Source organism: Comamonas suwonensis, assembly GCF_012844455.2.
Taxonomy (GTDB): Bacteria; Pseudomonadota; Gammaproteobacteria; order Burkholderiales; family Burkholderiaceae_C; genus Comamonas; species Comamonas suwonensis.
On sequence record NZ_JABBCQ020000005.1, the window covers coordinates 18557 to 44677 of the forward strand.

At 58.1% G+C, this 26121-nt stretch carries 25 protein-coding genes; 16 read left to right on the top strand and 9 right to left on the bottom strand.

Annotated features, from left to right (window positions below; all coding sequences use genetic code 11):
- Nucleotides 1-369 precede the first annotated feature (369 nt).
- From HF327_RS06845 to HF327_RS22335, 6 genes are read left to right on the top strand one after another with little or no spacing between them, the layout of a single operon-like run.
- Complete coding sequence (locus HF327_RS06845; RefSeq protein WP_169107541.1) at nt 370-813, top strand: type IV pilin protein; 444 nt, start codon at nt 370-372, stop codon at nt 811-813.
- Nucleotides 801-1421 (top strand): GspH/FimT family pseudopilin, encoded by a 621-nt coding sequence (locus HF327_RS06850; protein ID WP_169107542.1) that lies wholly within the window; start codon nt 801-803, stop codon nt 1419-1421. Before HF327_RS06845 ends, HF327_RS06850 begins: the two co-directional genes overlap by 13 nt.
- The gene (locus tag HF327_RS06855) at nt 1402-1848 is read left to right on the top strand and encodes a type IV pilus modification PilV family protein (protein ID WP_169107543.1); all 447 of its coding nucleotides are present in this window, start codon (nt 1402-1404) and stop codon (nt 1846-1848) included. Before HF327_RS06850 ends, HF327_RS06855 begins: the two co-directional genes overlap by 20 nt.
- Nucleotides 1845-2978: a PilW family protein gene (locus HF327_RS06860; RefSeq protein ID WP_268904674.1), complete on the top strand. Its 1134-nt coding sequence runs from the start codon at nt 1845-1847 to the stop codon at nt 2976-2978. Before HF327_RS06855 ends, HF327_RS06860 begins: the two co-directional genes overlap by 4 nt.
- Nucleotides 2975-3631 carry a pilus assembly PilX family protein gene (locus HF327_RS06865; RefSeq protein ID WP_169107545.1) on the top strand — a complete coding sequence of 219 codons (657 nt, stop codon included), beginning with the start codon at nt 2975-2977 and terminating at the stop codon, nt 3629-3631. Before HF327_RS06860 ends, HF327_RS06865 begins: the two co-directional genes overlap by 4 nt.
- An 11-nt stretch (nt 3632-3642) precedes the next feature.
- Nucleotides 3643-7401: a pilus assembly protein gene (locus tag HF327_RS22335; RefSeq protein WP_169107546.1), complete on the top strand. Its 3759-nt coding sequence runs from the start codon at nt 3643-3645 to the stop codon at nt 7399-7401.
- A 38-nt stretch (nt 7402-7439) separates the two neighbouring features.
- Here HF327_RS22335 and HF327_RS06875 read toward each other — a convergent pair whose 3' ends face one another.
- Nucleotides 7440-8243 carry an SDR family NAD(P)-dependent oxidoreductase gene (locus HF327_RS06875; RefSeq protein WP_169107547.1) on the bottom strand — a complete coding sequence of 268 codons (804 nt, stop codon included), beginning with the start codon at nt 8241-8243 and terminating at the stop codon, nt 7440-7442.
- Between the two features lie 237 nt (nt 8244-8480).
- Here HF327_RS06875 and HF327_RS06880 point away from each other — a divergent pair, with 237 nt between their 5' ends.
- Together HF327_RS06880 and HF327_RS06885 are read left to right on the top strand one after the other, a co-directional pair.
- A complete protein-coding gene (locus tag HF327_RS06880; RefSeq protein WP_169107548.1) occupies nt 8481-8801 on the top strand; it encodes a DMT family transporter in 321 nt (106 codons plus the stop codon).
- A gap of 44 nt (nt 8802-8845) precedes the next feature.
- Nucleotides 8846-9988 (top strand): 3-deoxy-7-phosphoheptulonate synthase, encoded by a 1143-nt coding sequence (locus HF327_RS06885; RefSeq protein ID WP_236024084.1) that lies wholly within the window; start codon nt 8846-8848, stop codon nt 9986-9988.
- A 109-nt stretch (nt 9989-10097) separates the two neighbouring features.
- Here HF327_RS06885 and HF327_RS06890 read toward each other — a convergent pair whose 3' ends face one another.
- From HF327_RS06890 to ureE, 4 genes are all read right to left on the bottom strand, one after another.
- Complete coding sequence (locus HF327_RS06890) at nt 10098-10613, bottom strand: GNAT family N-acetyltransferase (protein ID WP_169107549.1); 516 nt, start codon at nt 10611-10613, stop codon at nt 10098-10100.
- A 606-nt stretch (nt 10614-11219) separates the two neighbouring features.
- The gene (gene ureG, locus HF327_RS06895; RefSeq protein ID WP_169107550.1) at nt 11220-11879 is read right to left on the bottom strand and encodes an urease accessory protein UreG; all 660 of its coding nucleotides are present in this window, start codon (nt 11877-11879) and stop codon (nt 11220-11222) included.
- Nucleotides 11876-12607: an urease accessory protein UreF gene (locus HF327_RS06900; RefSeq protein ID WP_169107749.1), complete on the bottom strand. Its 732-nt coding sequence runs from the start codon at nt 12605-12607 to the stop codon at nt 11876-11878. Before HF327_RS06900 ends, ureG begins: the two co-directional genes overlap by 4 nt.
- Nucleotides 12597-13127 (bottom strand): urease accessory protein UreE, encoded by a 531-nt coding sequence (ureE, locus tag HF327_RS06905; protein WP_169107551.1) that lies wholly within the window; start codon nt 13125-13127, stop codon nt 12597-12599. Before ureE ends, HF327_RS06900 begins: the two co-directional genes overlap by 11 nt.
- Before the next feature lie 96 nt (nt 13128-13223).
- Between ureE and HF327_RS06910 the strand changes: the two genes are divergently transcribed.
- On the top strand, nt 13224-13715 hold the full coding sequence (locus tag HF327_RS06910; protein WP_236024085.1) for a gamma-glutamylcyclotransferase family protein: 492 nt from the start codon (nt 13224-13226) through the stop codon (nt 13713-13715).
- Here the strand turns inward: HF327_RS06910 and ureC are convergent.
- The 4 genes from ureC to HF327_RS06930 form a co-directional block, all read right to left on the bottom strand.
- Nucleotides 13700-15418, bottom strand: coding sequence for an urease subunit alpha (gene ureC / locus HF327_RS06915; protein ID WP_169107552.1), 1719 nt, complete (start codon nt 15416-15418; stop codon nt 13700-13702). The genes HF327_RS06910 and ureC overlap by 16 nt on opposite strands.
- Before the next feature lies 1 nt (nt 15419).
- Nucleotides 15420-15725 carry an urease subunit beta gene (locus HF327_RS06920; RefSeq protein ID WP_169107553.1) on the bottom strand — a complete coding sequence of 102 codons (306 nt, stop codon included), beginning with the start codon at nt 15723-15725 and terminating at the stop codon, nt 15420-15422.
- Between the two features lie 10 nt (nt 15726-15735).
- A complete protein-coding gene (locus HF327_RS06925; protein ID WP_169107554.1) occupies nt 15736-16353 on the bottom strand; it encodes a HupE/UreJ family protein in 618 nt (205 codons plus the stop codon).
- A 72-nt stretch (nt 16354-16425) separates the two neighbouring features.
- Nucleotides 16426-16728 carry an urease subunit gamma gene (locus tag HF327_RS06930; protein WP_099735397.1) on the bottom strand — a complete coding sequence of 101 codons (303 nt, stop codon included), beginning with the start codon at nt 16726-16728 and terminating at the stop codon, nt 16426-16428.
- A 347-nt stretch (nt 16729-17075) separates the two neighbouring features.
- On the opposite strand from HF327_RS06930, the gene HF327_RS06935 reads away from it, so the two are divergent.
- From HF327_RS06935 to urtE, 7 genes are all read left to right on the top strand, one after another.
- A complete protein-coding gene (locus HF327_RS06935; RefSeq protein WP_169107555.1) occupies nt 17076-19133 on the top strand; it encodes a TonB-dependent receptor in 2058 nt (685 codons plus the stop codon).
- 14 nt (nt 19134-19147) lie between these two features.
- On the top strand, nt 19148-19879 hold the full coding sequence (locus tag HF327_RS06940) for a DUF4198 domain-containing protein (RefSeq protein ID WP_169107556.1): 732 nt from the start codon (nt 19148-19150) through the stop codon (nt 19877-19879).
- A gap of 213 nt (nt 19880-20092) precedes the next feature.
- Nucleotides 20093-21361 carry an urea ABC transporter substrate-binding protein gene (urtA, locus tag HF327_RS06945; RefSeq protein ID WP_169107557.1) on the top strand — a complete coding sequence of 423 codons (1269 nt, stop codon included), beginning with the start codon at nt 20093-20095 and terminating at the stop codon, nt 21359-21361.
- A 118-nt stretch (nt 21362-21479) separates the two neighbouring features.
- A complete protein-coding gene (urtB, locus tag HF327_RS06950; RefSeq protein ID WP_169107558.1) occupies nt 21480-23093 on the top strand; it encodes an urea ABC transporter permease subunit UrtB in 1614 nt (537 codons plus the stop codon).
- A gap of 1 nt (nt 23094) precedes the next feature.
- Entirely contained in the window at nt 23095-24318 is a 1224-nt protein-coding gene (gene urtC, locus HF327_RS06955; RefSeq protein WP_236024086.1) for an urea ABC transporter permease subunit UrtC, read from the top strand.
- Nucleotides 24315-25193 (top strand): urea ABC transporter ATP-binding protein UrtD, encoded by an 879-nt coding sequence (gene urtD / locus HF327_RS06960; protein WP_169107559.1) that lies wholly within the window; start codon nt 24315-24317, stop codon nt 25191-25193. The genes urtC and urtD overlap by 4 nt, the downstream gene beginning before the upstream one ends.
- A 170-nt stretch (nt 25194-25363) precedes the next feature.
- Nucleotides 25364-26056 carry an urea ABC transporter ATP-binding subunit UrtE gene (urtE, locus tag HF327_RS06965; protein ID WP_169107560.1) on the top strand — a complete coding sequence of 231 codons (693 nt, stop codon included), beginning with the start codon at nt 25364-25366 and terminating at the stop codon, nt 26054-26056.
- Nucleotides 26057-26121 lie beyond the last annotated feature (65 nt).

Genomic DNA, 26121 nt, shown 5'->3' on the forward strand with positions numbered 1-26121 from the left:
AGGCTGTCAAAGGAATACATGCCTTGTATGTAATGATTTTTATAGCAAACCAATGCTTTTCAGACGAAGTCGTTGCGATGTCTTCGTGTCTTAGATGTGAATCTTCCACAAAATGACATACGACAACCGAACCCTATTTTTGAATGGTAAATATCCTATTTCAATGTAGGATAAAGTCGATAAATCAATTTTGCAGGGTCATAAGCCTCCAAAACGGATTATTGATATGTCCTCTGGGTTCCTTAGGGAGAGTGGGGCCTGATTGACTTGGCTGGATTGATTCTTAAGCGCGCGTGTGCATTTTTCGCTTTGGCGAATGGCATGTGCTTGGATCGTTCGTCTGTTCTATCTTGTAGCTGAATGAAGAACATGCAAAAGCGAGAGCGTGGTTTTACGTTGATTGAGGTCATGGTGGTCGTGGCTGTCATCGGAATTTTGTCAGCTGTGGCCTATCCCAGCTATCAAGACTATGTCTTGCGCAGCAGAATCTCTGAGGCGGTGGGTGCCATGGAGAGCATGCGTACCGATATGGAACGCTTCTACCAAGACAACCGGACTTATGCGGGCGCTACGGCACCATGTGCTGTTGGGCGATCCATCGAGGCCTTTGACCTGAACTGTACGGGCACACGCGATAACAAAGCATTTACCGTGCAGGCGGTAGGCAAGGGCATTGCGAACGGTTTCACTTTCAGTATTAACCAGCTCAACGAGCGTTTTACGACTGCGGTGCGCAATGGCTCAGGCTATAACACTTGCACAACTAGCAGCAATGGCTGGATGCTGAAGAAGGGGCAGAAATGCCCGCAGTAATGCCTGCTGTCGCACATCACCAGGCACGGGGGAGGGCTCACGGCTTTACGCTGATCGAGCTCATGGTGACTTTGGCCGTTATGGCGGTGCTGACGGCAATTGCCTTGCCCTCGTTCTCCACCTTCATGGCGGAAAACAGGGCCAAGAGCAAGGCAGCGCAGTTGACGGCAGCCATCCAGAGTGCGCAGTTTGAAGCGTTCAGGCGCAATCGTCAGGTTCTGTTCACTCTGACTTCCAGCATCAAGCCTTCATCGTCCTTAAAGGGTGATGCCAGCGGTCAAAACTGGGCCAGTGTTGCGCTGCCTTTGGCCAATAGCGATAGCGACGAGGCTGAGCTGATTCATGTGGGAGGCTATACAGAGAACAGCTCGGATGTGATCTTGTCTGCCAGCTCTGCTGGACTGTGCTTTTTGCCAGACGGCACTCTTAAAGCGAACTCTGCTACCGGAGTTTCAGGAGCCAGTTGTGCTGACCCTGCCAACGGTACTGAGTTGAGAGTACATGCCTCTCGTGGTGGCAAGGCTTGGCAGGTCAGTGTCAGTCCCTTAGGCAAGATCTCCAGTTGTATTGGGACTGTGAACTCCAGTGATGTTTTTAACTGCTCCTGATATGAACCTCCCAAGCAAGCGTACTCGCCCCAGTCAGGGCTTCGCATTAATCGAAGTACTGGTTTCTCTTTTGATCTTTTCACTGGGTGTCGTCGGTTTAATGGGCGTGCAGGCGCATGCTTTGCAAACCAGCAACGATGCTCAGGATCGCTCAAGGGCCGCCTTGTTGGCGCAAAGCTTGTCTAGTGAGATGTGGGTGATTAAAAGCACTAGCTTGGGCGATAGCGTTGTTTCCGCCTGGAAAGAGCAAGTCAAGGATGCCCTGCCCAATGGTGAGGGGGACGTCACGCAGACCACCGCAGGGCAGGACGCCACGATTTCCATCAAATGGCTTGCTCCTTCTCGCAAGCTTGCAGGCCAGACTTCTGGGCAGTCTGGTGGCGAGGCCAAAAGCCAGTTTATTACCCAGGTGTTGATTCCTCAATGAAAAACTCGCTCAGCAAGCAGCGCGGCATGACGCTGGTGGAGCTGATGGTCGCAATGACCGTTGGTCTGTTTCTGACTCTGGGGATGACGGCGGTCATTGTTCAATCCTTGCGTCAGCAAAGCATATCTACGTCAATCAATACGAGAGATCAGGCCGTCGTCACAGCTTTGTCTCAGCTTGATAATTATGTGCGCAGTGCTGGGTCTGGGTTTTCCAATGGCTGGAAGCTGGGCTTTTTTTGCTGCCAGTTGCGTGCAGCAAATGCGGATAAGTCTTTGCTACCCGCCACGCTCACCGCGCCTTTTTCCAGTGTGACGAGTCTAGCTGCCCCTGTGATGGCTCCTTTGGTCATAGAAGCGGGTGTGGGCGCGAATGGTTCTGATGTGCTGTTTGTCATGGGTGGCAATGGCGCATTTTCCAATGTGCCGCGCTATGTGAGCAAGGTCAGTGGCGACACATTGAGCTTTGAAAATGTCATAGGACTCAAAAGCAAGGATCTGCTGATCGTCGCGGCGGAAGAAAAGCGAGATTGCTATCTGTCGCAGATTGATTCAGTTTCCAGTTCTGCTGCTGAGAACTCTATTACCTTGGGTGGGCCTTATTTTCTATCCTCCCAGGACGGCGCTGAGTCCGTGGCCTCCATTGCGGCTGCCACACCGGCATTCATCGCTCCGCTGGGTGGTGTCAGTGCGGCTTATCCAACCATGAGCCTGCTTGGAGTGGGAAGTGGTGATGTGCTCTTTCGGTATGACTTGCTGAATCTTAAAAGCCAGACGCCACAGCCCATCACAGATGGTGTTTCGCACCTACTTGCTCTGTATGGCGTGGATACGGACGCTGACGGAAAAGTGGACTCTTGGGTCAGCCCCGCAGCATCTGGCTGGACTGCATCGGAAGTCATGGCCTCTGCGCTCAAGATTCGGCAAATTCTTGCGGTTCGCCTGGCGGTGGTGGCGCGCTCGCACGGAGTCAATCAAGCCAATGTGAGTCCTGGAAAAATCACGGTGTTTAACAGCCTTGGCAATGACTTCAAGCGTGAGCTGAGCCTGAGTTCGGAGCAACGTTCCCAGCGATATCGCGTGATGGAAATTGTTATTCCACTGCGTAACAACCTGCAGATTGAGTCATGAGTCGTCCTCTTTTGAACTGGCCGCCAATAGCGGTGCGAGCAAGCTTTCGTCAAAGCCGTAGCCAACAGCGCGGCTTTTCTTTGTTCTTTTCTCTGATTGCGCTGGTGATCTTGCTGGTAGCTGCCGTATCGGTCATGCAGTCCAGCGGTCTGAGTCTGTCTACCAGCGGTAATTCAGCCTTTCAGCAAGACATTCTGGCGCGTGCTGATGCTGCCAATGTGAAGATATTTTCACTGCTGCGCTCAGGCGGTGCTCTTTCCACTGAGGCAAATCTGGCCAACTCCAGCAAGAGCAGTAACTACAGTGCTTTAGCCTTGGAGACCAATGATCAGGGGATTCCGCTGGCACTGATCAGCGAGACCCAATTTGACGGGGTTGGCGAGAGCAGCAATGACATCAAGGATGAGGCCAGCAACACCGTCATCAGATATGTGATTGAGCGCCTGTGCGATCAGTCTGGCGAGTCTGGCGCATTGGGGCGTGAGCATTGCATCCATGAACCGGATCCCAATCCCATTCTGGGCGGAAGCAGTACGCAGATGGGTTCAGACATCCGTCCTGGCTTTGCACCAATTTATCGTGTTTCTGTGCGTATTCAAGGGCCGCGAGGTTCAGAGGCGTATTTGCAGAATACCTTTACCAAGCCGAATTGATGAGGTGTTTCGTGATTAAAAAAAGTCAGTTTGCCTGGGTTTTAGGTGTTATCGCTCTTTTCGTTTCTTTGGGAGAGCCCGCTCACGCAGTTCCTCTTTCGGATGCGCCTATTTTTTCCAATACCAGTGTTCCTGGTAACTTAGCGCTGGCATTGTCGGTGGAATATCCAACGGCTATTAGTGTTGCCAACTTGGGAAACTACGTTCATGCGACTACTTACTTGGGGTACTTTGACTCCAATAAATGCTACGATTATTTTTACGATAAAAGTACCCCGGAAAATAGCTATTTCCAGCCCGCAGGTAAAGCAAACAATCATACATGTTCGAAGAAATGGAGTGGAAACTTCATGAACTGGGTTGCCATGCCTACTATCGACCCATTTAGATGGGCATTGACAGGAGGCTACCGGGCAACTGATACGGAAAATCTAACTATTCTTCAGAAAGCGTATGGATCTAATCAAGGAGGCGCCGGGTCCAACTATCCATATCGTGGAACAGGATTGACGGATAATGATTTACCTGCTGCTGATGTGCCCAAGGTAACCCCATTTTCTGGAAGTGTTTTTAAATCACGCATCTGGAATAGAGGGGTGGTAATGCAATTCACCACCAAAAGCACAGATGGATATCAGAGTGACAATCCATCGAATCTGAAGCACTATGGCGATGGTTCCAGCAAAGATGAAAACTATTCAGTCCGGATAAGAGTGAAGGTCTGTGATAACTCCAGCTCTGCTGGTGGTCTTGAAGATAATTGCGTAAAGTACGGGAATAGCTACAAGCCAGAAGGTTTGATGCAAAAATTCTCCAATAAGATTCGCTATAGCGCATTTGGCTATCTTTTTGAGGGTGGAACGAATCGGCAAGGCGGAGTTTTACGTGCGAAAATGGGATTCATTGGCCCTGAAAAGCCAGTGCCCATGTCTACCACTCCTGAAGTAAATGCCAATGCAGAATGGAATAAGACAACTGGGGTTATGGTTGGCAACCCTGACTCAGATTTGGCCAGAGATAGCGGTGTTTCAAATAGCGGGGTAATGAATTATTTGAACCAGTTTGGTAATGCCTCTGAGAAATACATGTCGAATGACAACGTGAGTGAAATGTATTATGCCGTGATGCGCTATTTCCAAAATATAGGAAATGTGCCGGAGTGGACGAATAATACGAGTGGGAGCAATATCGGTCGAAAAGATGGGTTCCCCGCTCCCGCTGTTTGGACAGATCCAATTCTTTACTCTTGCCAGAAAAATTTTGTTTTGGGGATAGGTGACAGCAATACACACTTTGACAAAAACACGGGCGGTGGGACATTGGTACGCAGTGGACGCACCAAGCCAGGATCGGTGAATGCTGATACTTTTAATCAATCCGACTTGTGGACGAGCTGGGTGGAGAGCAAAGAAGGTGGAAATGTTGCCACTCGAAATATGGGTTGGGGTAATGATGGTTCTGGATATATAGCTGGTTTGGCATATGGCAATCACGTCAATGACATGCGTTCCGATTTGGTTGGAAAGCAGACGGTCAGCACCTACTGGATGGACGTGATGGAGGGACAGTATGCGCAGGATCGCAATCCCTACTGGCTTGCAGCGAAGTACGGTGGCTTTGCTGTGCCAGCAGGGTATGACGGTACGCAGACTTGGAAAGATGAGTGGTGGACCACAACTGGCGACACGGTTCCCATGTATGCCAAGGGTAGCTTTTCAGCATCAAAGCCCAACAACAACAAGCAAACACGTCAAAGACCCAGCAATTACTTCTTGGCGGGTAATGCGGCGCAGATGGTAGATGGCCTGACGCAGGCCTTTACCAGTATTGCTGCATCGGTCAATGCATTCACCACAGCGGTCACTCCGTCGTCCAACGTGTTCACCAGCGCTGGCACCACCTCATATTCGGCCAGCTATGGCAGCGAGCATTGGTCCGGTTCCATCAAGGCAGCGACCTTGTCATTTGGCAGCAATGGGGCCGAGCTGACGGATATCTGGACAAGCGATACTTCGCTGGCAAACCAGTTGGCAGCGTCTGGCTGGAACACGGATCGTCGTGTAGTGACCTGGAACAAGGACCACGACCGAGGTGCTCGCGGCGTTCCATTCAGGCTGAACAGTATTTCTGCCAGCATGAAGTCGGCCCTGGATACCAGCTATGTCCCAGGTGACGACTCGGCAGACTACCTGAACTATCTGCGTGGGGACAAGGCCAACGAGGTGGGGACAACGACTGGCAAGCATGTCTATCGCACCAGAACCGCTCCATTGGGGGACGTGGTGAACTCCAAGCTGGTGCTAGCCAATCCTCCCAGCATGCGCTACTCGGAAGTTTTCAATAGAGGCTACGCGGCATTCAAACGCAGCCAAGCATCGCGTACGCCCATGGTGTTGTTCGGTGCCAATGACGGCATGCTTCATGTGCTCAATGGCAGCACTTCAGGAGCCTCGGCGGGCAAGGAGATGTTTGCTTACGTGCCTTCTCTCACCTACTACGGCCCTGAGGGCAGCAGCATATCGAATGCCAATACCAGAGGTCTCGCGGCACTTGGCAATCCAGCTTACGAGCATCGCTATTACGTGGATGCCACGCCTCAGGTATTTGATGTGGATTTCGCCAAGACCTATGCCTCAGGTTTGAGCGATCCAGCGTGGACGACGATGGTGGTCGGTGGTCTGGGCAAGGGCGGAAGGGGCTTTTATGCGCTGGATATCACAGACCCCTCAGCAATGAGCACTGAGGCGGATGTTTCCGGCAAGGTACTGTGGGAGATCAGCAATACGACAAGCGGCTTTGAAAATATGGGCTACAGCTACGGAGTACCTGTGATGGTCAAAACGGCCAAATATGGCTGGACGCTGATACTGACATCTGGCTATAACAATACAGATGGACAAGGCTATCTGTACTTGGTGAACCCGCGTACAGGTGAGCTGCTGGAGACGATTGGAACGGGGCAGGCTGCGCCAGGCATGACTCATGCCTCTGCCTTTATCAAGAATTACACGGACGGCATTGCGGATGCCGTTTATGCGGGTGATTTGGATGGCAGGCTCTGGCGTTTTGATTTGACCAAGACGACCGGATCTTTCGATAGACCCGTGGTGCTGTTCCAGGCGGTTTCTCCTGATGGAGGGGGGCAACCGATTACCTCTGCCCCTATTGCGGAAATTCACCCCACCACACGTAATCGCATGGTTCTGTTTGGAACGGGTAAGTTGTTGGATGGACAGGACGTGAGTCTGACTCAGCGCCAGAGCTTTTACTCGGTGATTGACGGCAACAACAACCAGTTTGCCGTGGCTCCTACTTCTGCACTGAGCCGTAATGAACTGACAGGGGTTGCATCATTGACGACTTCTGTTGTGATTCCTAGTACGTCGCGTGGCTGGTACTACGACTTGCCTCTTGATAACAATGTGGCTTGGCGTATCACCATCACTCCTTCAGCTGCTGATGGGATTGCACTCTTTACTGCCACATTGACGAGTGGCGATGCTTGCAGCCCTGCAGGTCAAGGTAGAGCATATGCAGTCGATTACGCCAGCGGGGAATCAGTGCTGGCCAGTAAAACGAATCCGATGGAGTCTGTCGCCTACCTGGCGCTTGGCAGTTCACCAACAGACAATATCATCATCAAAAAAGATGGCACGTTGGGAGGCGTTGCAGGCGGTGCTGATGGGAAAACCCAGGAAATTTCATTTAATAAGCGAGCATCAATGAATGTGCGTCTCATTAACTGGAGAGAGTTGAAGGCCGTTGACTGATAGATGCAAAAAGCCCCGCGCTTTCGAGCGGGGCTTTTTTACCTCTGTTTCGGCAGCCACGGCACGCCGTTGATGTGGCTGCCGCCATCGACAAACAGCGTGTTGCCGGTCACATAGCGACAGTCTTCGCTGGCCAGGAAGAGCGCAGCGCCGCCAATGTCGCGCTCTGGGTCACCCATATAGCCCATGGGGTTCATGCGCAGCATGTCGGCCGCATTGTCCGGCTGGGCGGTGGCGAACTTTTGGTAAGCCTCGGTGGCTGCGCCAGGGCAGATGGCGTTGCAGCAGATGCCATGGGCCGCCCATTCACGTGCGGCGGAGCGGGTAAGAGTGCGCAGCGCTTCCTTGGCCATGTTGTAGTCCACCGAATAGGGGTGGGCATTGACGCCATTGAGCGAGCACATATTGATGACCCGCCCCCAGCCGCGCTCCTTCATGCCGGGAAAGACGGCCTGCATGGCCCACAGCGCAGACTGTGCGCCAATGCGCCAGGCCCAGTCGGCGTCCAGATCGCTGAGCGTCTCTACCTGCGCAAAGCCGGGCTTGGCGCCGGGGCGACGGCCCCAGGCGTTGTTGACCAGGATGTCCACCCGGCCAAAGCGCGCCAGCGCAGCATCGACCATGGTTTGCACGGCCGCATGTTCGCTGACATCTGCCGCCGAGTAGCCGACTTGCACGCCAAACTCTTCGCTGATTTCCTGCGCCGCTGCGGCGCAGGTTTCGGCATTGATATCGGCGAGCCACAGGCTGGCACCCTCGGCGGCAAAGCGGCGCGCAACGCCTTTGCCAATGCCGGCTCCTGCGCCAGTAATCAGGGCGACGCGGTCTTGCAGTCGATTCATGTGTCATCTCTCCTTGGGGTTTGTCAGGCTCACTGTGCGTGAGCCTCAGCGTGTCGGCATCGTTGAGTTGGACGAAGTATTTGCCAGCGCCTGTGGCGCATGAACCACCCAAGGCTGGACCGGGTTTGCCGCTGCCGGTTAGCATTCAATCAACAGGGACGACCCTGCCTGGCTATGTTGCACATGGCTTTTTTCTTGCCGGGACGACCTGGCCATTCATCTCCAAAGAGGTTTGCTATGGCTTGGGTTTATCTGCTGATCGCTGGTGTTCTTGAAGTGCTCTGGGCCTTCACCATGAAGCAGTCCAATGGTTTCACTCACTTCAGATACAGCGTCATCACCATCGTGGCCATGATTGCCAGCTTTGGCCTGCTGTCGATTGCCATGCGCACGCTGCCCCTCGGTACGGCCTATGTGATCTGGACGGGCATTGGCGCTGTAGGTGCCTTTGTGGTGGGCATCACGGTGCTGGGTGAGCAGATCAGTGCCATGCGCGTGGGTGCCGCCGTGCTGATCGTCAGCGGGCTGGTGCTGATGAAGCTCTCCAGCGGCGAATAACAGGTCTGCCCGCGCAGCTGCCCGGGCAAGGCGACAATAGAGGCATGAACTCCTCCACGCCTTCCACGACTGCACCGGCCCCGCGCAAGGCCGTGCCCGCCACCCCCAAGCTGACCACTCTGGATAAAACCCGCGTGGATGACACGCGCATCAAGATCGTGCGCCCGCTGCTCACGCCCGCACTGCTGGAAGAGTGGCTACCCATTACCGAGCAAGCCTATGCGCTGGTGGAGTCCAGCCGCGCAGCCATCTCGCGCGTGCTGCATGGGCAGGATGACCGTCTGGTGGTGGTGGTCGGCCCGTGCTCGATTCACGACCACGATCAGGCCATGGATTACGCTCGCCAGCTCAAGGTGCAGGCCGATGCGCTCAAGGACGATCTGCTCATCGTCATGCGCGTGTACTTTGAAAAGCCGCGCACCACCGTGGGCTGGAAGGGCTACATCAATGACCCCTACCGCGATGGTAGCTTTGCCGTGAACGAGGGGCTGGAGCTGGCGCGCCGCCTGCTGCTGGACATTCTGGAGCTGGGCCTGCCTGCGGGGACGGAGTTTCTGGACCTGCTGTCGCCCCAGTTCATCAGCGACCTTGTCAGCTGGGGCGCGATTGGTGCGCGCACGACAGAGAGCCAGAGCCACCGCCAGCTGGCCAGCGGCCTCAGCTGCCCTGTGGGATTCAAGAACGGCACCGATGGCGGCCTGAAAGTAGCCAGCGACGCCATCTTGGCCGCACAGTCCAGCCATGCTTTCATGGGCATGACCAAGATGGGCCAGAGCGCCATCTTCGAGACACGCGGCAACCAGGATTGCCATGTCATTCTGCGCGGTGGCAAGGCCCCCAATTACGACGCTGCCCATGTGCAGGCTGCCAGCGAGATTCTGGAAAAATCCGGCCTGCGCCCGCAGGTGATGATTGATTTTTCGCACGCCAACAGCAGCAAACAGCACCGTCGCCAGATCGACGTCGGTGCCGATGTGGCGCAGCAGGTGGCGGCGGGTGATGCACGCATCACCGGTGTGATGATTGAAAGCCATATTCACGAAGGCCGTCAGGACATCGTGGAAGGCGAAGAGCTGGCCTACGGCGTGTCTCTGACCGATGCCTGCATCAGCATGGAGCAGACGATTCCGGTGCTGGAGCAGCTGGCGCAGGCCGTGCGTGCGCGTCGTAGTATCAAGACCGCTTGAACCATTCGGGTCTGACGATCTCACGAAAGAGGCACCAAGGTGCCTCTTATTGTTTTTGCGCGGTAGCCCTTTTGCAACTTGCGCGAGTTGCTATTGTTTTTGAATGGAACTACAAATCCAGCGTCAGCTTGAGCATGTCTTTGTGCTGCACGCCGCGCTCCCACAGCGGGGTGGTGTAGTTCTGCAAAAAAAAGTCGCGCTCTATGTCGGTGACGCGAAAGCCTATGCGCTGGTAGAACAGCAGTTGATCGCCAAAGCTGCCGGTCCCCACTTCCAGTTGCCGCACGCCGCGCTGGCGCATATCGCGGATGGCGCGGTGCAGCAGGGCCGAGCCAATGCCGTTGCGCTGCCAGGCTGTGGACACGGCCATATTGATCAACTCCCACTTGTGCTGCCCGTCACCCTCAGGCGTCAGCACGCAGACACCAATCAGCGCACCCAGACCGCTGGGCGTGAACTGGGCGGTCTGGCGGGCCGCAAAGCAGGTGGAGTGGGGCAGGTAGCGCTTGATGCGCTCACGCGAGGGGTCGGCCAGCAGCAGCAGATGCCACGGGGCTTCTGCCGGGTTCATGGTCGTGATGTTCCACGAGGCGGGGGTGCTGGGGCCGGTCAGTGTGGATGTCATGCACAGACTCCACAAGGGCAAAACCGGGGCGCGGCATATTCGCCGGGCAGGATGTCGGCGTTCATTCGATCAACCGGAGCCCCGGCCATCTGCTGCAAACCCAAATCACGCGCCATTTCCACTTTCCACCTGCGGGAGCTGTAAGCCCGCCTCAAAGATTGTCAACAGCCCATAGCGTAGCAGTCAGCACACAAGCCTGGCGACGTACTGTTAAAAAGTACAGCAAATTTCACTCAATTGGATGCAGGAATTTGGCAAATCTGGGCTTGATTAAGCGATTCGACTGGGCTGGATGTCGTTTTTGAGCATTGGCGTGCGGCAACTGCGCTCAGCAGCGCTTGCAAAGCAAAAAGTAGTGGTTTATACTTATCGCAAGGGTTAACCCTTAAGGTTTAACCCGGTGCTGGCAGTGCTTGAGATGCGTACTGTCCATCGCTTGAAGTGCATCTCTTGATTTCATAGAAAGTTCATCATGCGCCAAGCTCTCAACTCCCTGATCGAATTCATCCAAGAAGCTCGCGAGTTCCATCTGGATCTGGCAAACCAGTAATCACGCACTGGTGATAGAAACAGCCGCCGTTTGAGGCGGCTTTTTTTCGTCTGAAATCAGCTCGTCAGCAGGCCCTGCTTTTCGATGAAGGCCACCACTTCGTCCAGGCCGTCCAGGGTTTTGAGGTTGGTCATCACAAAGGGCTTGAGTCCTTTGGGCGTGGTGCGCTGCTTGATGGTGTCGCTGCGCATGATCTCCAGGTTGGCCCCCACGTGGGGGGCCAGATCGGTCTTGTTGATGACAAACAGATCGCTCTTGGTGATGCCGGGCCCGCCCTTGCGCGGAATTTTTTCGCCCGCTGCCACGTCGATGACGTAGATCGTGAGGTCCGAAAGTTCGGGGCTGAAGGTGGCAGCCAAGTTGTCGCCGCCCGATTCGATGAAGACGATGTCGGCATCGGGGAAGTCCTTGAGCATGCGGTCAATGGCTTCCAGGTTGATGGATGCGTCTTCACGAATGGCGGTGTGCGGGCAGCCGCCGGTTTCCACGCCCATGATGCGCTCAGCCGGCAGCGCGCCACTGACGGTCAGCAGACGCTGATCTTCCTTGGTGTAGATATCGTTGGTGATGGCGATCAGGTCCCACTTTTCACGCATGGCCTTGCACAGCATTTCCAGAATGGTGGTCTTGCCCGAGCCCACGGGCCCGCCAATGCCCACGCGCAGGGGGGGGAGTTTTTTGGTGCGGTTGGGGATGTGGTGCAGTGCAGTGCTCATGATCGAAACAGGCGTGAATATTGGTGTTCATGCTGGGCCGACAAAATAGCCAGCATGGGCGAAAAAGCCTGCCGCCCGCTGTCTGGCAGTGCCAGCGCATGGTCAACAGCTTGGGGGATTTCTTGCGTCAGCTTTGCCAGAATGCGCTGACCTGCACTTTGGCCCAGAGGCACGGCTTTGATGGCGGCCTGCACCATGTTCTCCGCCCAGCCAAAGGCAAAGGCCAGCAACGCATCGCGGGGTGCCGCACCCGTGCAGAAAGCCGCAAACGCAAAGGCCACGGGGTAACTGGCATCTTGAGCGGCCAGCCAGGCGATGGCGTTGTGGTGTTCGGGGGCGTCGGCATGGCGGTTGCGCAACCAGTCGGTCAGCGATCGGCCCATTTGCTCGGTCTGCAGCCGCAGCTCACTCGTTTCGCGCGTGGTACGCACCCACTGGTTCAGCGCTGCAACGCGGGGCAGATCGTGCTGCTGCCATGCCGCAACCGCCTGTGCAATCACCGCCATATCTCCACGCGACTGGGTCAGATGGAGCTGCTGCACCAGCCAGTTGGCTGCTTCTTTTTCTGTAGTGACCAGCGCAGCATTAATGGCCGCTTCAAGACCTTCTGAGTATGAAAAGCCTCCAATCGGCAAGGCAGGCGAAGCCAGCCACATCAGCTGCAAAAAGCTGTGCTGGCTCAGCCCCGGTTGCGGGGCTGGCGCTGCGGGCTGGGTCTCAGTGTTCATGCCCGTGATCGTGTGCATGTGGGTGACCATGCCCGTGGTGATGGCTGTGTCCATCATTGGTCACATGGCCGCCGTAGGCACCGCCTTCGGGCTCAAAGGGAAGATCGGATTCCACCACGGTCATATGCATGCTGCGCAACATATCGGCAAGCACATGGTCAGGCTCGATTTTCAGGTGATCGGGCTGCAGCTCAATCGGCACATGGCGGTTGCCCAGGTGGTAGGCGGCGCGCATCAGATCAAACGGCGTGCCATGCTCGGCGCAGGCCGTAATGCGCAGCACTTTTTGCGGCGCGGCCAGCACGCGGATCAGGCTTCCGTCCTCCGCCACCAGTACATCACCACCCCGCACCGCCTGGCCACGTGGCAAAAAGATGGCTAGCGCCCGCCCCTGGTTGTCGGTGGCGGCAAAACGGGATTTTTGGCGCACATCCCAGTCCAGCTCAATCGTGGCGGCACGCTTGAGCAGTACGGTGGAAAGGCCTTGGCCCTGAGGCAGCAGTTTGTTGGCAGTCAGCATGGGCAATCAAAATAGGAGCGTGCTTCGCAGATCATCAAATAGGTTGGCGTGTTTTTTGCTGCTGCCAAACGGTTTGAAAACTCTCTGGATATGGTGATGGAAAAAGAATCTTCGACGGGCTGGCAAGCCTGTGGTGCTGCGCATGTGGCGGTTTATGGCACTTTGCGTGCAGGTGGCATCAACGACATTGCCAGACTGCAGCCGGGCATTGTCTGCATGGGCAGAACGCAGCTCACGGGCAGCTTGTTTGACCTGGGCTGGTACCCCGGCCTGACACTCAATGGAACGCAGACTGTCGTGGCCGAGGTCTACCCCATGAGCGCCGCGCTGGAGCAGGCCATGGACCGCATTGAAGGTCTGTGGCCGCAGGACATGGGCGAGTACCGCAAGCGGGTCCTGACCCTGCCTGTGATGTGCTGCGATGGCCGCCAGCAACCACTGGCGGTGCTGGTGTACGAAGCCATGCCCGCCACCGTGCAGTACGCCCCGCGCATTGCCGCCAGCGACTGGCTGCAATGGTTTGAGGGCAAGGGTGTTCAGCATCCGGATACCGCGTTTTCTCTCAACAGCGCTCAGAATAAAAAGTAGCGCTGCGCCATGGGCAGGCTGGTGGCGGGCTCGCAGGTCAGCAAGTCGCCATTGGCGCGCACGGCGTAGGTCTGGGCGTCTATTTCCATGTGGGGTGCCAGATCGTTGTGAATCATGTGCTGTTTCTTCACATTGCGAATGCCCTTCACCGCCGACAAAGTCTTGTGCAGACCAAAGCGCTGGCCAATGCCTGCGGCCAGACCGGCTTGCGAGACAAAGGTGAGTGATGTCCTGGCAATCGCTCCGCCAAAGCTGGCAAACATGGGCCGGTAGTGCACGGGCTGGGGCGTGGGAATCGATGCATTGGGGTCGCCCATGGCCGCCATGGCAATGCTGCCGCCCTTCAAAATGCAAAAGGGTTTGACGCCAAAAAAGGCGGGCTTCCAGATCACGATGTCGGCCCACTTTCCCACCTCAATACTGCCCACCTCGTGGCTGAGGCCATGCGCAATCGCGGGGTTGATGGTGTATTTGGCGATATAGCGCTTGATGCGGAAGTTGTCGTTTCTGGCTCCGTCGCCTTGCAGAGGACCGCGCTGCTGCTTCATCTTGTGGGCGGTCTGCCAGGTGCGCAAAATCACTTCGCCCACGCGGCCCATGGCCTGGCTGTCGGAGCTGAACATGCTGATCGCGCCGATGTCGTGCAGTATGTCTTCAGCCGCAATCGTTTCCTTGCGGATGCGGCTTTCGGCAAAGGCTAGATCCTCGGCAATGCCAGCATCCAGGTGGTGGCAGACCATCAGCATGTCCACATGCTCGTCCAGTGTGTTGATCGTGTAGGGACGCGTGGGGTTGGTGGAGCTGGGCAGCACATTGGCCTCGCCCACCACTTTCAGAATGTCGGGCGCATGGCCGCCGCCCGCGCCTTCGGTGTGAAAGGTGTGGATGGTGCGGCCCTTGAAGGCCGCCACCGTGTCTTCCACAAAGCCGGATTCATTGAGTGTGTCGGTGTGGATGGCCACCTGGGTGTCGGTCTCCTCGGCCACATCCAGGCAGTTGCTGATGGCCGCAGGCGTGCTGCCCCAGTCTTCGTGCAGCTTCAGGCCGATGGCCCCCGCGCTGATTTGCTCGTGCAGCCCGGCAGGCAGGCTGGCATTGCCCTTGCCCAGAAAACCGATGTTCATGGGGAAGGCATCTGCCGCCTGCAGCATGCGTTCCATATGCCAGGGGCCGGGCGTGCAGGTGGTGGCAAACGTACCCGTGGCGGGGCCGGTGCCGCCGCCAATCATGGTGGTCACGCCACTGGTCAGCGCCTCTTCAATCTGCTGCGGCGCGATGAAATGGATGTGCGTGTCGATGCCGCCTGCGGTGACGATATTGCCTTCGCAGCTGATGATCTCGGTGCCGGGGCCAATGATGATGTCCACGCCGGGCTGGGTGTCCGGATTTCCCGCCTTGCCAACCGCCACAATGCGCCCGTCCTTGAGGCCGATATCGGCTTTGACAATGCCCCAGTGGTCGATGATCAGGGCATTGGTCAGCACGGTATCTACGGCCCCCTGCGCGCGTGTGCGCTGGCTTTGCGCCATGCCGTCGCGAATGGTTTTGCCGCCGCCAAACTTCACTTCCTCGCCATAGCCGCCGGCGCGCAGCGTGAAGTCTTGCTCCACCTCCACGATCAGCTCGGTATCGGCCAGACGCAGGCGGTCGCCCACGGTGGGGCCAAAGGTTTCGGCGTAGGCGCGTCGGTCCATCGTTGCCATGTCAGAGCGCTCCTTGAATCAAGCCGCGAAAGCCATAAATCTGGCGGTCGCCGCCGATGTCTACCAATTCCACCGTGCGCTGCTGGCCCGGCTCAAAACGCACGGCCATGCCGCTGGCAATGTTCAGGCGCTTGCCGTGGGCGGCTTCGCGGTCAAACGACAGGCCCGCGTTCGTCTCTGCAAAGTGGTAGTGGGAGCCGACCTGAATCGGCCGGTCGCTGGCGTTTTGCACCACCAGCGTGGTCACAGTGCGTCCGGGGTTGAGTTTGTGAGCGCCTTCGTCCAGCAGTAGTTCACCGGGGATCATGTGCGCCTCCTCAAGCGAGTTTGGTCAGCATGAAAGCGCCAAGGGCAGCGGTTGCGGCCCCGCCGAGCTTGGCCACCCACTGATGGCGCTGCATGACGGCATGGCCAAGCACAATGCCCGCGATATGCAGGGTGGCTGAACCCAGCGCAATGCCTGCCAGTGCCCCCACAGCTGCCATGCCGCTGTCACCGGCCAGCTCAAACCCATGTGCTGCGCCGTGAAAAAAAGCGAACACGCCGGCCAGCGCGGCCGCAGCGCTCCAGGGCATTTTTTTCTGTACCAGCACCAGCAGGCCCAGCACCAGCACCGATGCGGCAATCATGGGCTCCACACCCGGCACCCACAGGCCCGCAAAGCCGGCCAGTGCGCCTGCTACCAGCAAGGCGACAAAGGCGGCAGGGGCGCGCCATGCGGTGCGCAGGCTGGGCATGGTCAGGGCGCTCCACGCGCCCACAGCCAGCATGGCGGCCAAATGGTCTGCACCCGTGAAAGGGTGGGCAAAAGCGTGGCTCAGGCTGTCGAGAAAGTGATGGTGGCCGCCGCCATCGGCACCCACATGGGCGAGCGCGGACAGGGGCAGGGCCGCTGCGGCAGCGGCAGTGGTGATAATGATTTGCTTGAATTTCATAGCTGTCTGCGCTTGATCGGTAAGGGCTAGCGGGCTAAAAGGCTTGAAGTTGCTGCTGAATCAGGTGATGGATCAGGCAATGGGCTCGTGCACGGTGACGAGCTTGGTGCCGTCGGGAAAGGTGGCCTCGATCTGTATGTCGGGAATCATCTCGGGAATGCCTTCCATCACATCGGCGCGCGTCAGCACGCTGCGGCCTTCGCTCATGAGCTGGGCGACAGTGCGGCCATCGCGCGCGCCTTCCATCACAAAGGCGCTGATCAGCGCCACGGACTCCGGGTAGTTGAGCTTGAGGCCGCGCGCCTTGCGCCGCTCTGCCAGCAGGGCGGCGGTAAAGATCAGCAGCTTGTCTTTTTCGCGAGGAGTCAGTTCCATCTTCTTTAATTCCTCCGTCAGATCGCGCATTCGGCAGGGCCGAATGACCGCGGGGTGTCAGTTCCATTTCCTTGTACTCAAGGCTGGGGTCGCTGGCTCGCGCAGTCGGTGCGGCTCACTGTGTGCGGTGATTTCTATGTGCTGGTATCTAGCAAGTGCTGTGCCAAAGCGGTGCGTTTGCGCTGCGGTCACATGGCCTGAAATGAATGAAGGTGCACCTTGCTGGTGCATCTGTGGAGCGTCATTGCACCAACATCTGACAGGTGTGTCGGGTTGTGGTGCATGCGGGGGTGGGGTAGGAGCGGAATCGGTGCATTGCATGGCATGGACCTTGCTCTATCTGGCGCATGAGGACAAAGAAGAATTCAGCGTTCGGAAGTCGCTGCCAGGCGGTGACGCTGGGGTACACCGCACTGGCCTGTTATGTGCTGCTGCATGGCAATGTGTGGGCGCATGAGGCCGAAGTTCGGCTGGCTGAAGTCCAGGTCAAGGGCCAGTCGCTGGATGCGGTGCAGCCGGTTTTTTCGGTGACGGAAATAGGACGTGACGATTTGCGTGAGCAGCCGCGCCAGGAGGTCGAATCGCTCTGGAGCCAGGTGCCTGGCATGCATGTCCATCACTACCAGCTCAGCGGCGTGGCCAACGGGCTGGTACTGCGCGGCTTTGGCGGTGGCGGCCATGGCGGTGATGTGGCGGCCACGCTGGATGGCATTCCACTGAACGAAGCCACGTCACATGCCGATGGCTACTTCGATCTGAATGTGGTGGTGCCGCTGGAGCTGGACAAGGTCAATGTCTATCGCGGCCCGGTATCGGTGCTGCAGGGCAATTACAACCGCGCCGGTCTGGTGGAGCTGCGCACGCGCCGCAGCGGCAGCTATACCGATGTGGAGGTCAGCGCAGGCTCGCACGGCCTGTGGGATACGCAGGCCGCGCTGGGGCGCGGGCTGGAGGGCGGCGATCAGCTCAATCTGGCGGCCCAGCATTCGCGCGGCGATGGTGCGCGGCCCAGCTCGGGCTTTGAGCGCAGCACCCTCAGCGGCACCTGGAAGCACCAGGTGCATGAAAAACTCGATATTTCGCTGTCCAGCCGCTGGCATGAGGCGCGTGGCGATTCGCCCAGCTATCTGACCGAAGCGCAGTGGCGGCAGGACCCACAGGGTAAAGATGCGCGCGTGGTGGGAGACGGTGCCAACAAGCACTTCGGCACGCTGCGCCTTGACGCCCAGTACGCGCTCGGCGGAGAAACCCGGCTGCTGGGCTTTGCCTATGCCACGCAGCAAGATTTTGTGCGCTGGTTCACGCGCCCGCGCGGCGGCAGCTGGATGCAGCGTGAGGAACGCTATGACCGCCGCGTGCTGGGCGCGGGGTTGAACCTGAGCGGCAAGACGGCTGTTGCCGCGCGCGAACTGAACTGGATGCTGGGGCTGGAGCAGGTGCGCGAATCCACCGACTACGGCTACTGGGATGGATTGGTCAACCGCCAGCGCATGGCTGCCGCGCTGGATGACCGCAATACGCGGCTGAACAACACCGCCCTGTATGGCCAGGGCCACTGGCAGGCTGCGGATTGGCTGCAGACCTCGGCCGCGCTGCGCTGGGACCATTTTGACGGCAGTTGCCGTCTGCTGGGTACCGAGACCGGCGGCGATGAATGCCATCGCATGCAGGGCCGCAGCCAGGCCAGTCCCAAGCTGGGTGCGCTGGCCCAGCTCAATGCCCGGACGGCCGTGCGTGCCAGCTGGTCGCAAGGATTTTCCCTGCCCAGCGACTTTGCCAAATATGCGCTGCGCAACAGCGACCTGAGCGCGAACCTTTTCCGCCAGACCGAGCTGGGCGTGCAGTGGAAGCCGTCGAGTCAGTGGCTGATCGATGCCGCTGTCTACCGCATCACCTCCAGCCAGGAGATTCGCAACACCGCCCCTGGCGAGTATGAAAACCTGGGTGCCACGCTGCGCAAGGGCGCCGAGATGCAGCTGCACTGGCTGCCCGGGCCTGCCTGGCATCTCGAATGGGCCTATGGCTATCACCGCTCTGAAGTCACGCAGAACGCCTCTGCGGCGCTGCTCGGTAGGCGTGTGGTGGCGGTGCCCGAATACACCAGCACCTTGCATGCGCGCTGGATGCCGCGCAGCGATATCACCGTGCATGGCGTGCTGCGCCATGTGGGCCGCTCGCCCATCAACACCAGCAATACCGAATGGGCGGCCAGCTACCACTGGATCGATCTGGGTCTGCAATACCGCTTGCCCGCCCACATGGCGCGCAATGCCAGTTTGAACCTGTGGCTGCGCAATGCCTTAGACACCCGTTATGCCAGCACGACGACCCTGATCGGCGGCCAGCGTCTTGTGGCACCAGGCGCACCGCGCAGCCTGCAACTGGGCTTGCAGTTTTCACTATAAATTTTGGAGTTTTCATGTCTCAGCCCCTGACCCGTAAAAGCGTGATCGCGCGCATTCTTTGCACGACCGCTGCGGCCTGGCTGCTCTGCGCCAATCCTGTGTATGCCCATAACGTATGGCTGGAGCCCGATACCCAGGGTGGCTATGTCATGCAGTTCGGCGGCCACGAAGGCAGGACCGAAGCCTTTGACCCGGCCAAGCTGCAGCGTGTGCATGCCTACGACCTGCGCGGGCGCGAGGTGAGCTGCGATGTGCAGAACATGCATGGCGGCATTCGCGTCAAGCCCAATGCCAAAGCTGCACTGATTGCGGTGGAGCTGGATAACGGCTACTTCAGTAGCGTCAAACCTGAAGGTGACATGTTGCCCCTGCCCATGGACAAGAACCCCGGTGCCGTGCGCGGCGTGCATGCGCGCAAGTTTCACAAGACCGTGGTGCGATGGGGTGCGGTGATGCAAAAGCCGCTGGGCCAGATTTTTGAAATCGTGCCACTGACAGGGCAGGCGCCGCATGCAGGCCAGCCTTTGAAGGTGCAGGTGCTGCTGAACGGCAAGCCGCTGGCGGGTGCACGCCTGTCATGGAATGAAAACGGTGCGCCGACTGTGAGCGATGCGCAAGGCATGGTCAGCGTGACGCCTTCCGCAGGCACCAATATCTTGCAGGCCATCTGGCGCGAAGCGGTGCAGGGTGATATGAAAACGATGCAAAACAGCTACGAATATCTGCTGCGCTTTGCCGTGCACTGAGGGGTAGCAATGGGCATGCACTTCAATAGTGCCACGCCCTGTACTGCGCCTGTATCTGGTGCGTGACGCACTGCCATAGTGCGGTGCCTTGCAGCGCGTTACTGGCCGCGCGGCGCATGAAAGAGTCGTTTGAGGGGCAAGGAACGCTGGCACGGTATTTGCACTTGAGGAGATGCGGTCAATGTGACCGAAAAACCTCCTGGGAGTGCTGAAATGAATCGTCGCGGAACCCTTACAACACTGGCTGCATCCATGGCTCTGGGCCTGGGTTTGACTTCACAGGTACTGGCAGCCGACACCATCAAGGTGGGTGTTTTGCACAGTCTCTCAGGCACCATGGCGATCTCTGAGACCGTGCTTAAAGACACGGTGCTGATGGCGATTGAAGACATCAATGCCAAGGGCGGCGTGCTGGGAAAAAAGCTTGAGCCCGTGGTAGTAGACCCCGCATCCAACTGGCCGCTGTTTGCGGAAAAAGCCAAGCAGCTGATCACGCAAGACAAGGTAGCCGTGGTTTTTGGCGGATGGACCAGCGTCTCGCGAAAATCGATGTTGCCCGTGTTTGAGCAGAATAACGGCCTGCTGTTCTACCCCGTGCAATACGAGGGTGAAGAGCTGTCGAAGAATGTGTTCTACACCGGCGCAGCGCCTAACCAGCAAGCCATTCCTGCCGTTGAATATCTGATGAGCAAGGAAGGCGGCAGCGCCAAACGCTTTGTGCTGCTGGGCACCGACTATGTGTACCCACGCACCACCAATAAGATTCTGCGTGCCTTCCTCAAGTCCAAGGGTGTGAAGGATTCCGACATCATGGAAACCTACACCCCTTTCGGTCATAGCGACTACCAGACCATCGTTGCCGATGTGAAGAAGTTCTCCACCGGTGGCAAGACGGCGGTGATCTCCACCATCAATGGCGACTCCAACGTGCCCTTCTACAAAGAGCTGGGCAATGCAGGTTTGAAGGCCAAGGATGTGCCCGTGGTCGCCTTCAGTGTGGGTGAGGAAGAGCTGCGCGGTGTGGACACCAAACCGCTGGTCGGCCACCTGGCCGCGTGGAACTACTTCATGAGCGTGAAGAACCCCACCAACACCGCTTTCATCAAGCAGTGGGGCGACTACGCCAAGGCCAAGAACATCGCGGGCCACAAAGACAAGCCACTGACCAACGACCCGATGGAAGCCACCTGGGTTGGCATCCATATGTGGAAGCAGGCCGTGGAAAAAGCCAAGAGCACGGACACCGACAAAGTGATCGCCGCCATGGCTGGCCAGACCTTTGTCGCACCCGATGGCTTCACCGTAAAGATGGATGAAAAAAATCACCACCTGCACAAGCCCGTGATGGTGGGCGAGATTAAGGCGGACGGTCAGTTCAGCGTGGTCTGGAAGACCAAGGGCCCAATCAAGGCTCAGCCCTGGAGCCCCTTTATCGAAGGCAACGACAAGAAGAAGGACGAGCCCAACGGCAAGAGCTCCTGATTCACCACCGGCGTGGAACGCGGGCTGGAGAGGTCTGGTGGGCTCTCCAGTCCTGAAAAGATAGCTGCTAGAGCTTTTTGAATAAGGGCTGTAGCAAGAAAGTATCCGAGATACCTCTATGAACATATTGAGCAAGCGATGGAGATGGGCTCTGGCCGCCAGCCTGGGTGCTTTGCTGAGCTTTTCCAGTCACGCACTGACTGCCGAGCAGGCTTATGCAATGGCTGCGGCAGATGGCGCCGAGCAGCGCGCACAGGCCATCAATCAAGCGGTGCTTGCTCCTTATGCTCAGAGCGATGGCGCACGCCTTGTTGCCTACCTTGCCGCACTCTCCAATGATGAGGTGCGGGTATCGCAAGGCAAGGCCTATGTGGTCAGCGGCGATGTGGTCACTGATGCGGCGACGGGGCAGGCTGCCAAGCTACCGGCAGATTCCGAAGACGTCGTCAACAACAATTACATGCGCTCTGTCATCGGCACAGCGCAGGCTACGCTGGCGCTGGGTAGCAGCGATGTTGCAGCGCGCCGCAGTGCGGCGAAAAAGCTGGCCGCCGAGCCTGATGCTGAGCGCCTCGCCTTGATCGACAAGGCGCTTTCCAGCGAAACCGATGAACAAGTCAAAGCCCTGCTGAGCCGCGCCAAAGCCGCCAGCTTGCTGGATAGCGGTGACAGGCAGCAGCGTCTTCAGGCCGTGGAGCAACTAGCCCATGCGCAGACGCCAGAGACGCAGTTGGTGCTCAATCAGCGATTGGCCGACGAGGCTGATCCTGACGTGCAAAAAGCCATCAAAGCGGCGCTGGCCGGTATTGCCGAAAAGCTGGCTTGGGGCGAGCGCTTGGGCGCTGCCTTTAGCGGCATCAGCCTTGGCTCCGTGCTGCTGCTGGCAGCGCTGGGCTTGGCCATTACCTATGGGCTGATGGGCGTTATTAACATGGCGCATGGAGAGCTGATCATGATCGGCGCCTATGCCACCTATCTGGTGCAGATCATGTTTCAGCGCTATCTGCCTGAGGCTGCTTTTGGCTGGTATCTGGTGGTGTCCATTCCGGTCGCATTTCTCGCTTCGGCGCTGGTCGGTGCGGTGCTGGAGCGTGGCGTGATTCGCTTCCTCTACGGTCGTCCGCTGGAGACGCTGCTGGCCACCTTCGGCATCAGCCTAGTGCTGCAGCAAACCGTGCGCAGCCTGTTTGGCGCGCAGAATGTGGGCGTGGAAAACCCCGCTTGGATGAGTGGCGGCATTGCGCTTTTGCCCAATCTAACCCTGCCTTACAACCGTATCGCCATCATCGTGTTCGCCTTTGCGGTGCTGGGCGCTGTGGCTTTCATGATCGCCAAAACGCGCCTCGGCTTGTTTGTGCGCGGCGTCACGCAAAACCGCGCCATGGCGTCTTGCGTAGGCGTGAATACAGCACGCACCGACACCTATGCGTTTGCGCTGGGCTCGGGCATTGCAGGTCTGGCTGGCTGCGCCTTGAGCCAGATTGGCAACGTAGGCCCCGACCTGGGTCAGAACTACATCGTTGACAGCTTCCTCGTGGTGGTGCTGGGTGGCGTGGGTCAGTTGGCTGGCACGGTCTATGCTGCGCTGGGGCTGGGTTTGCTCAGCAAGCTGCTCGAAGGCTGGACGGGCGCGGTGTTGGCCAAGATTGCCGTGCTGCTGTTCATCGTGATCTTTATTCAAAAGCGTCCGCAGGGAATTTTTGCCCTCAAAGGTCGTAGCGCGGAGGCATGATATGACAGCTGCAAATTCAACATCGTCAAGCATCGAGTTGCCGCCGCCCGAGCGCCTTTTGAGCCGCAAGGCCTGGACGGTTTTTCTCGTCGCGCTGATCGTGATCTGCGCCGTGGCTCCGGCCCTCAATCTATGGGTGGCGGAAGACAGTGCCTTGCATCTGTCCGACTACATGCTGGGCCTTCTGGGCAAGTTCATGTGCTACGCCATCTGCGCGCTGGCCATTGATCTGATCTGGGGCTACACCGGAATTCTGAGTCTGGGCCACGGCTTGTTTTTTGCGCTGGGCGGTTATGTGATGGGCATGTATCTGATGCGTGAGGCCGCTGGTCCTGACGCTCTTCCTTCCTTTATGAGTTTTCTGGACTGGAAGGTATTGCCTTGGCATTGGGCACTGTCGGGCAGCTTTGCGGCCACCGTGCTACTGGTGTTTTTGGTGCCGGGCCTGATTGGGGGACTGTTTGGTTACTTCGCTTTTCGCTCGCGCATCAAGGGCGTGTATTTCTCCATCATCACGCAGGCGCTGACCTATGCGGCCATGCTGCTGTTCTTTCGCAACGAGACCGGCTTTGGCGGCAACAACGGATTTACCGGCTTCAAAACTTTGCTGGGTTTTTCGCTGACTTCGCAGCGCATTCAGGTGCTGCTGTTTGCGCTGTCGGGGCTGGCGCTGCTGGGCTGCTTTCTGTTCTCGCGCTGGCTGGTGCGTAGCAAATACGGCCGCGTGCTGCAGGCCGTGCGTGACGCCGAAACCCGCACCATGTTCTGCGGCTACAACCCGCTGCCTTACAAGCTGTCGATCTGGGTCATCTCGGCCATGATGTGCGGGCTGGCGGGTGCGCTGTATGTGCCCCAGGTGGGCATCATCAATCCCAGCGAAATGAGTGTGGGCAACTCCATCGAGATGGCGGTGTGGACGGCAGTGGGCGGTCGCGCCTCGTTGGTTGGTCCCATCATCGGTGCCTTTGCCGTCAACGGCGGCAAAAGCTGGCTCACCGTGGCTGCGCCAGAGTACTGGTTGTACGTGCTGGGCGCGCTGTTTATCGTGGTGACGCTGTTCATGCCCGGTGGGCTGATTCGTCTGCCACAGCAGCTCAGGCAATGGCGCGACAAGCGCAGGGTGCAGGCTAAGACAAAGCCAGACACCAAGAGCGATGCCCCACTGCATGCCACCGCACCAGCTACCGAGGCCACAGCCCCGTTGAACCAAGGAGCCCGCGCATGACCCCCGATCTGATGCAGGAAGGTGCACAGCGCCTTACCGATTACCAAGCTCGGCAGCAAGCCCTAGTCGCCACGGAATCCGGCGGCCGCAGCGCCAGCATGGCGCGGCCTGTGGTGGCGGGCGAGGTCGATGTTACCCATGGCCGAATTCTTTATCTTGAGGACGTGCATGTGAGCTTTGACGGCTTCAAGGCCATCAATGGCCTGAACCTTGATATTGCACCCGGCGAGCTGCGCTGCATCATCGGCCCCAATGGTGCGGGAAAGACCACGATGATGGACATCATCACCGGCAAGACCCGGCCCGACAGCGGCACGGTGTATTTCGGCTCCACCATCGACCTGCTGCGCTACAAGGAACCCGAGATTGCCGCCATGGGCATTGGCCGCAAGTTTCAGAAACCCACGGTGTTTGAAGAACTCAGCGTGTTCGAGAACCTGGAGCTGGCGCTCAAGACCCACAAGGGCCTCGCGGCATCCATGCTGTTCAAGCTCAGCGGTACGCAGAATGATCGCATTGCCGAGGTGCTGCACACCATTCATCTGGCAGGCAGCGTGACGCGTCAGGCGGGACTGCTCAGTCACGGCCAGAAGCAGTGGCTGGAGATCGGCATGCTGCTGGTGCAGGAGCCCAAGCTGCTGCTGCTCGACGAACCTGTGGCGGGCATGACCGATGAGGAAACCGTGCGCACGGCCGAGCTGTTTCTCACGCTCAAGGGCAAACATTCGCTGATGGTGGTGGAGCATGACATGAGCTTTATCGACACCATCAGCGAGAAGGTCACGGTGCTTTGTGATGGCTCGGTGCTGGCCGAGGGAACGCTGGCCGAGGTGCAGGCCGATGAGCGGGTGATCGAGGTGTATTTAGGGCGTTAACCCCCTGAGGCGCTTCACGCCTTCCCCCTTTCTCTTCGGAAGGGGCACGACACCTTCGCCGCGAGGCGGCTCTTGCTCGGTGTCTCTGGCCTGAGAAGCGTCAGTGTTCGGGATGGTGAATCAAAAAGAATAGCTGCTTGCGCATGATGTGTAAGCGCTGGAGGCCAAAAATGCTTAAAGTCCAAAACCTGCATCAGTACTACGGCGGCTCGCATATCCTGCGCGATGTGAACATTCAGGCCGAGATCGGCAAGGTCACGGTGCTGCTGGGTCGCAATGGCGTGGGCAAGACCACGCTGCTCAAAAGCCTGATGGGTCTGGTGCCCATCAAAAGCGGCAGCGTCGAGTGGCAGGGTAGTGACATTGCACGCAAGACCCCCTATGAGCGGGCGCGCAGCGGCATAGGCTATGTACCGCAGGGCCGCGAAATCTTCTCGCGGCTGTCGGTGGAAGACAATCTGCGCATGGGCCTATCGTATTGCTCGGCGCGCACCCGGATTCCGGGCGAGCTGTATGAGCTGTTCCCCGTGCTCAAGCAGATGCTGCACCGCCGTGGCGGCGATCTCTCGGGCGGTCAGCAGCAGCAGCTGGCCATTGCGCGCGCGCTGGCGCCACAGCCCAAAATCCTGATTCTGGACGAGCCCACCGAAGGCATACAGCCCAGCATCATCAAGGACATCGGTCGCGTGATCCGCATGCTGGCCAACCGTGGCGACATGGCCATCCTGCTGTGCGAGCAGTACTACGACTTTGCCGAAGAGCTGGCCGATCACTATGTGGTGATGGAGCGCGGGGAGGTGATTGCATCGGGGCCCGGCAGCGAGATGCTGGCCAAAAATGTACGGTCGCTGGTGGCGATCTGATGGGGCTGCCCCAAAAAAAAAGGTGCCGCGAGCGGCACCCCAAGACCTCAGCTCATATGCGGAGG

Coding starts and splice junctions, on each gene's coding strand:
- HF327_RS06845 (WP_169107541.1), top strand. CDS start 370: ATGCAAAAGCGAGAGCGTGGTTTTACGTTGATTGAGGTCATGGTGGTC.
- HF327_RS06850 (WP_169107542.1), top strand. CDS start 801: ATGCCCGCAGTAATGCCTGCTGTCGCACATCACCAGGCACGGGGGAGG.
- HF327_RS06855 (WP_169107543.1), top strand. CDS start 1,402: ATGTTTTTAACTGCTCCTGATATGAACCTCCCAAGCAAGCGTACTCGC.
- HF327_RS06860 (WP_268904674.1), top strand. CDS start 1,845: ATGAAAAACTCGCTCAGCAAGCAGCGCGGCATGACGCTGGTGGAGCTG.
- HF327_RS06865 (WP_169107545.1), top strand. CDS start 2,975: ATGAGTCGTCCTCTTTTGAACTGGCCGCCAATAGCGGTGCGAGCAAGC.
- HF327_RS06875 (WP_169107547.1), bottom strand. CDS start 8,243: ATGAATCGACTGCAAGACCGCGTCGCCCTGATTACTGGCGCAGGAGCC.
- HF327_RS06880 (WP_169107548.1), top strand. CDS start 8,481: ATGGCTTGGGTTTATCTGCTGATCGCTGGTGTTCTTGAAGTGCTCTGG.
- HF327_RS06885 (WP_236024084.1), top strand. CDS start 8,846: ATGAACTCCTCCACGCCTTCCACGACTGCACCGGCCCCGCGCAAGGCC.
- HF327_RS06890 (WP_169107549.1), bottom strand. CDS start 10,613: ATGACATCCACACTGACCGGCCCCAGCACCCCCGCCTCGTGGAACATC.
- ureG (WP_169107550.1), bottom strand. CDS start 11,879: ATGAGCACTGCACTGCACCACATCCCCAACCGCACCAAAAAACTCCCC.
- HF327_RS06900 (WP_169107749.1), bottom strand. CDS start 12,607: ATGAACACTGAGACCCAGCCCGCAGCGCCAGCCCCGCAACCGGGGCTG.
- ureE (WP_169107551.1), bottom strand. CDS start 13,127: ATGCTGACTGCCAACAAACTGCTGCCTCAGGGCCAAGGCCTTTCCACC.
- HF327_RS06910 (WP_236024085.1), top strand. CDS start 13,224: ATGGAAAAAGAATCTTCGACGGGCTGGCAAGCCTGTGGTGCTGCGCAT.
- ureC (WP_169107552.1), bottom strand. CDS start 15,418: ATGGCAACGATGGACCGACGCGCCTACGCCGAAACCTTTGGCCCCACC.
- HF327_RS06920 (WP_169107553.1), bottom strand. CDS start 15,725: ATGATCCCCGGTGAACTACTGCTGGACGAAGGCGCTCACAAACTCAAC.
- HF327_RS06925 (WP_169107554.1), bottom strand. CDS start 16,353: ATGAAATTCAAGCAAATCATTATCACCACTGCCGCTGCCGCAGCGGCC.
- HF327_RS06930 (WP_099735397.1), bottom strand. CDS start 16,728: ATGGAACTGACTCCTCGCGAAAAAGACAAGCTGCTGATCTTTACCGCC.
- HF327_RS06935 (WP_169107555.1), top strand. CDS start 17,076: ATGAGGACAAAGAAGAATTCAGCGTTCGGAAGTCGCTGCCAGGCGGTG.
- HF327_RS06940 (WP_169107556.1), top strand. CDS start 19,148: ATGTCTCAGCCCCTGACCCGTAAAAGCGTGATCGCGCGCATTCTTTGC.
- urtA (WP_169107557.1), top strand. CDS start 20,093: ATGAATCGTCGCGGAACCCTTACAACACTGGCTGCATCCATGGCTCTG.
- urtB (WP_169107558.1), top strand. CDS start 21,480: ATGAACATATTGAGCAAGCGATGGAGATGGGCTCTGGCCGCCAGCCTG.
- urtC (WP_236024086.1), top strand. CDS start 23,095: ATGACAGCTGCAAATTCAACATCGTCAAGCATCGAGTTGCCGCCGCCC.
- urtD (WP_169107559.1), top strand. CDS start 24,315: ATGACCCCCGATCTGATGCAGGAAGGTGCACAGCGCCTTACCGATTAC.
- urtE (WP_169107560.1), top strand. CDS start 25,364: ATGCTTAAAGTCCAAAACCTGCATCAGTACTACGGCGGCTCGCATATC.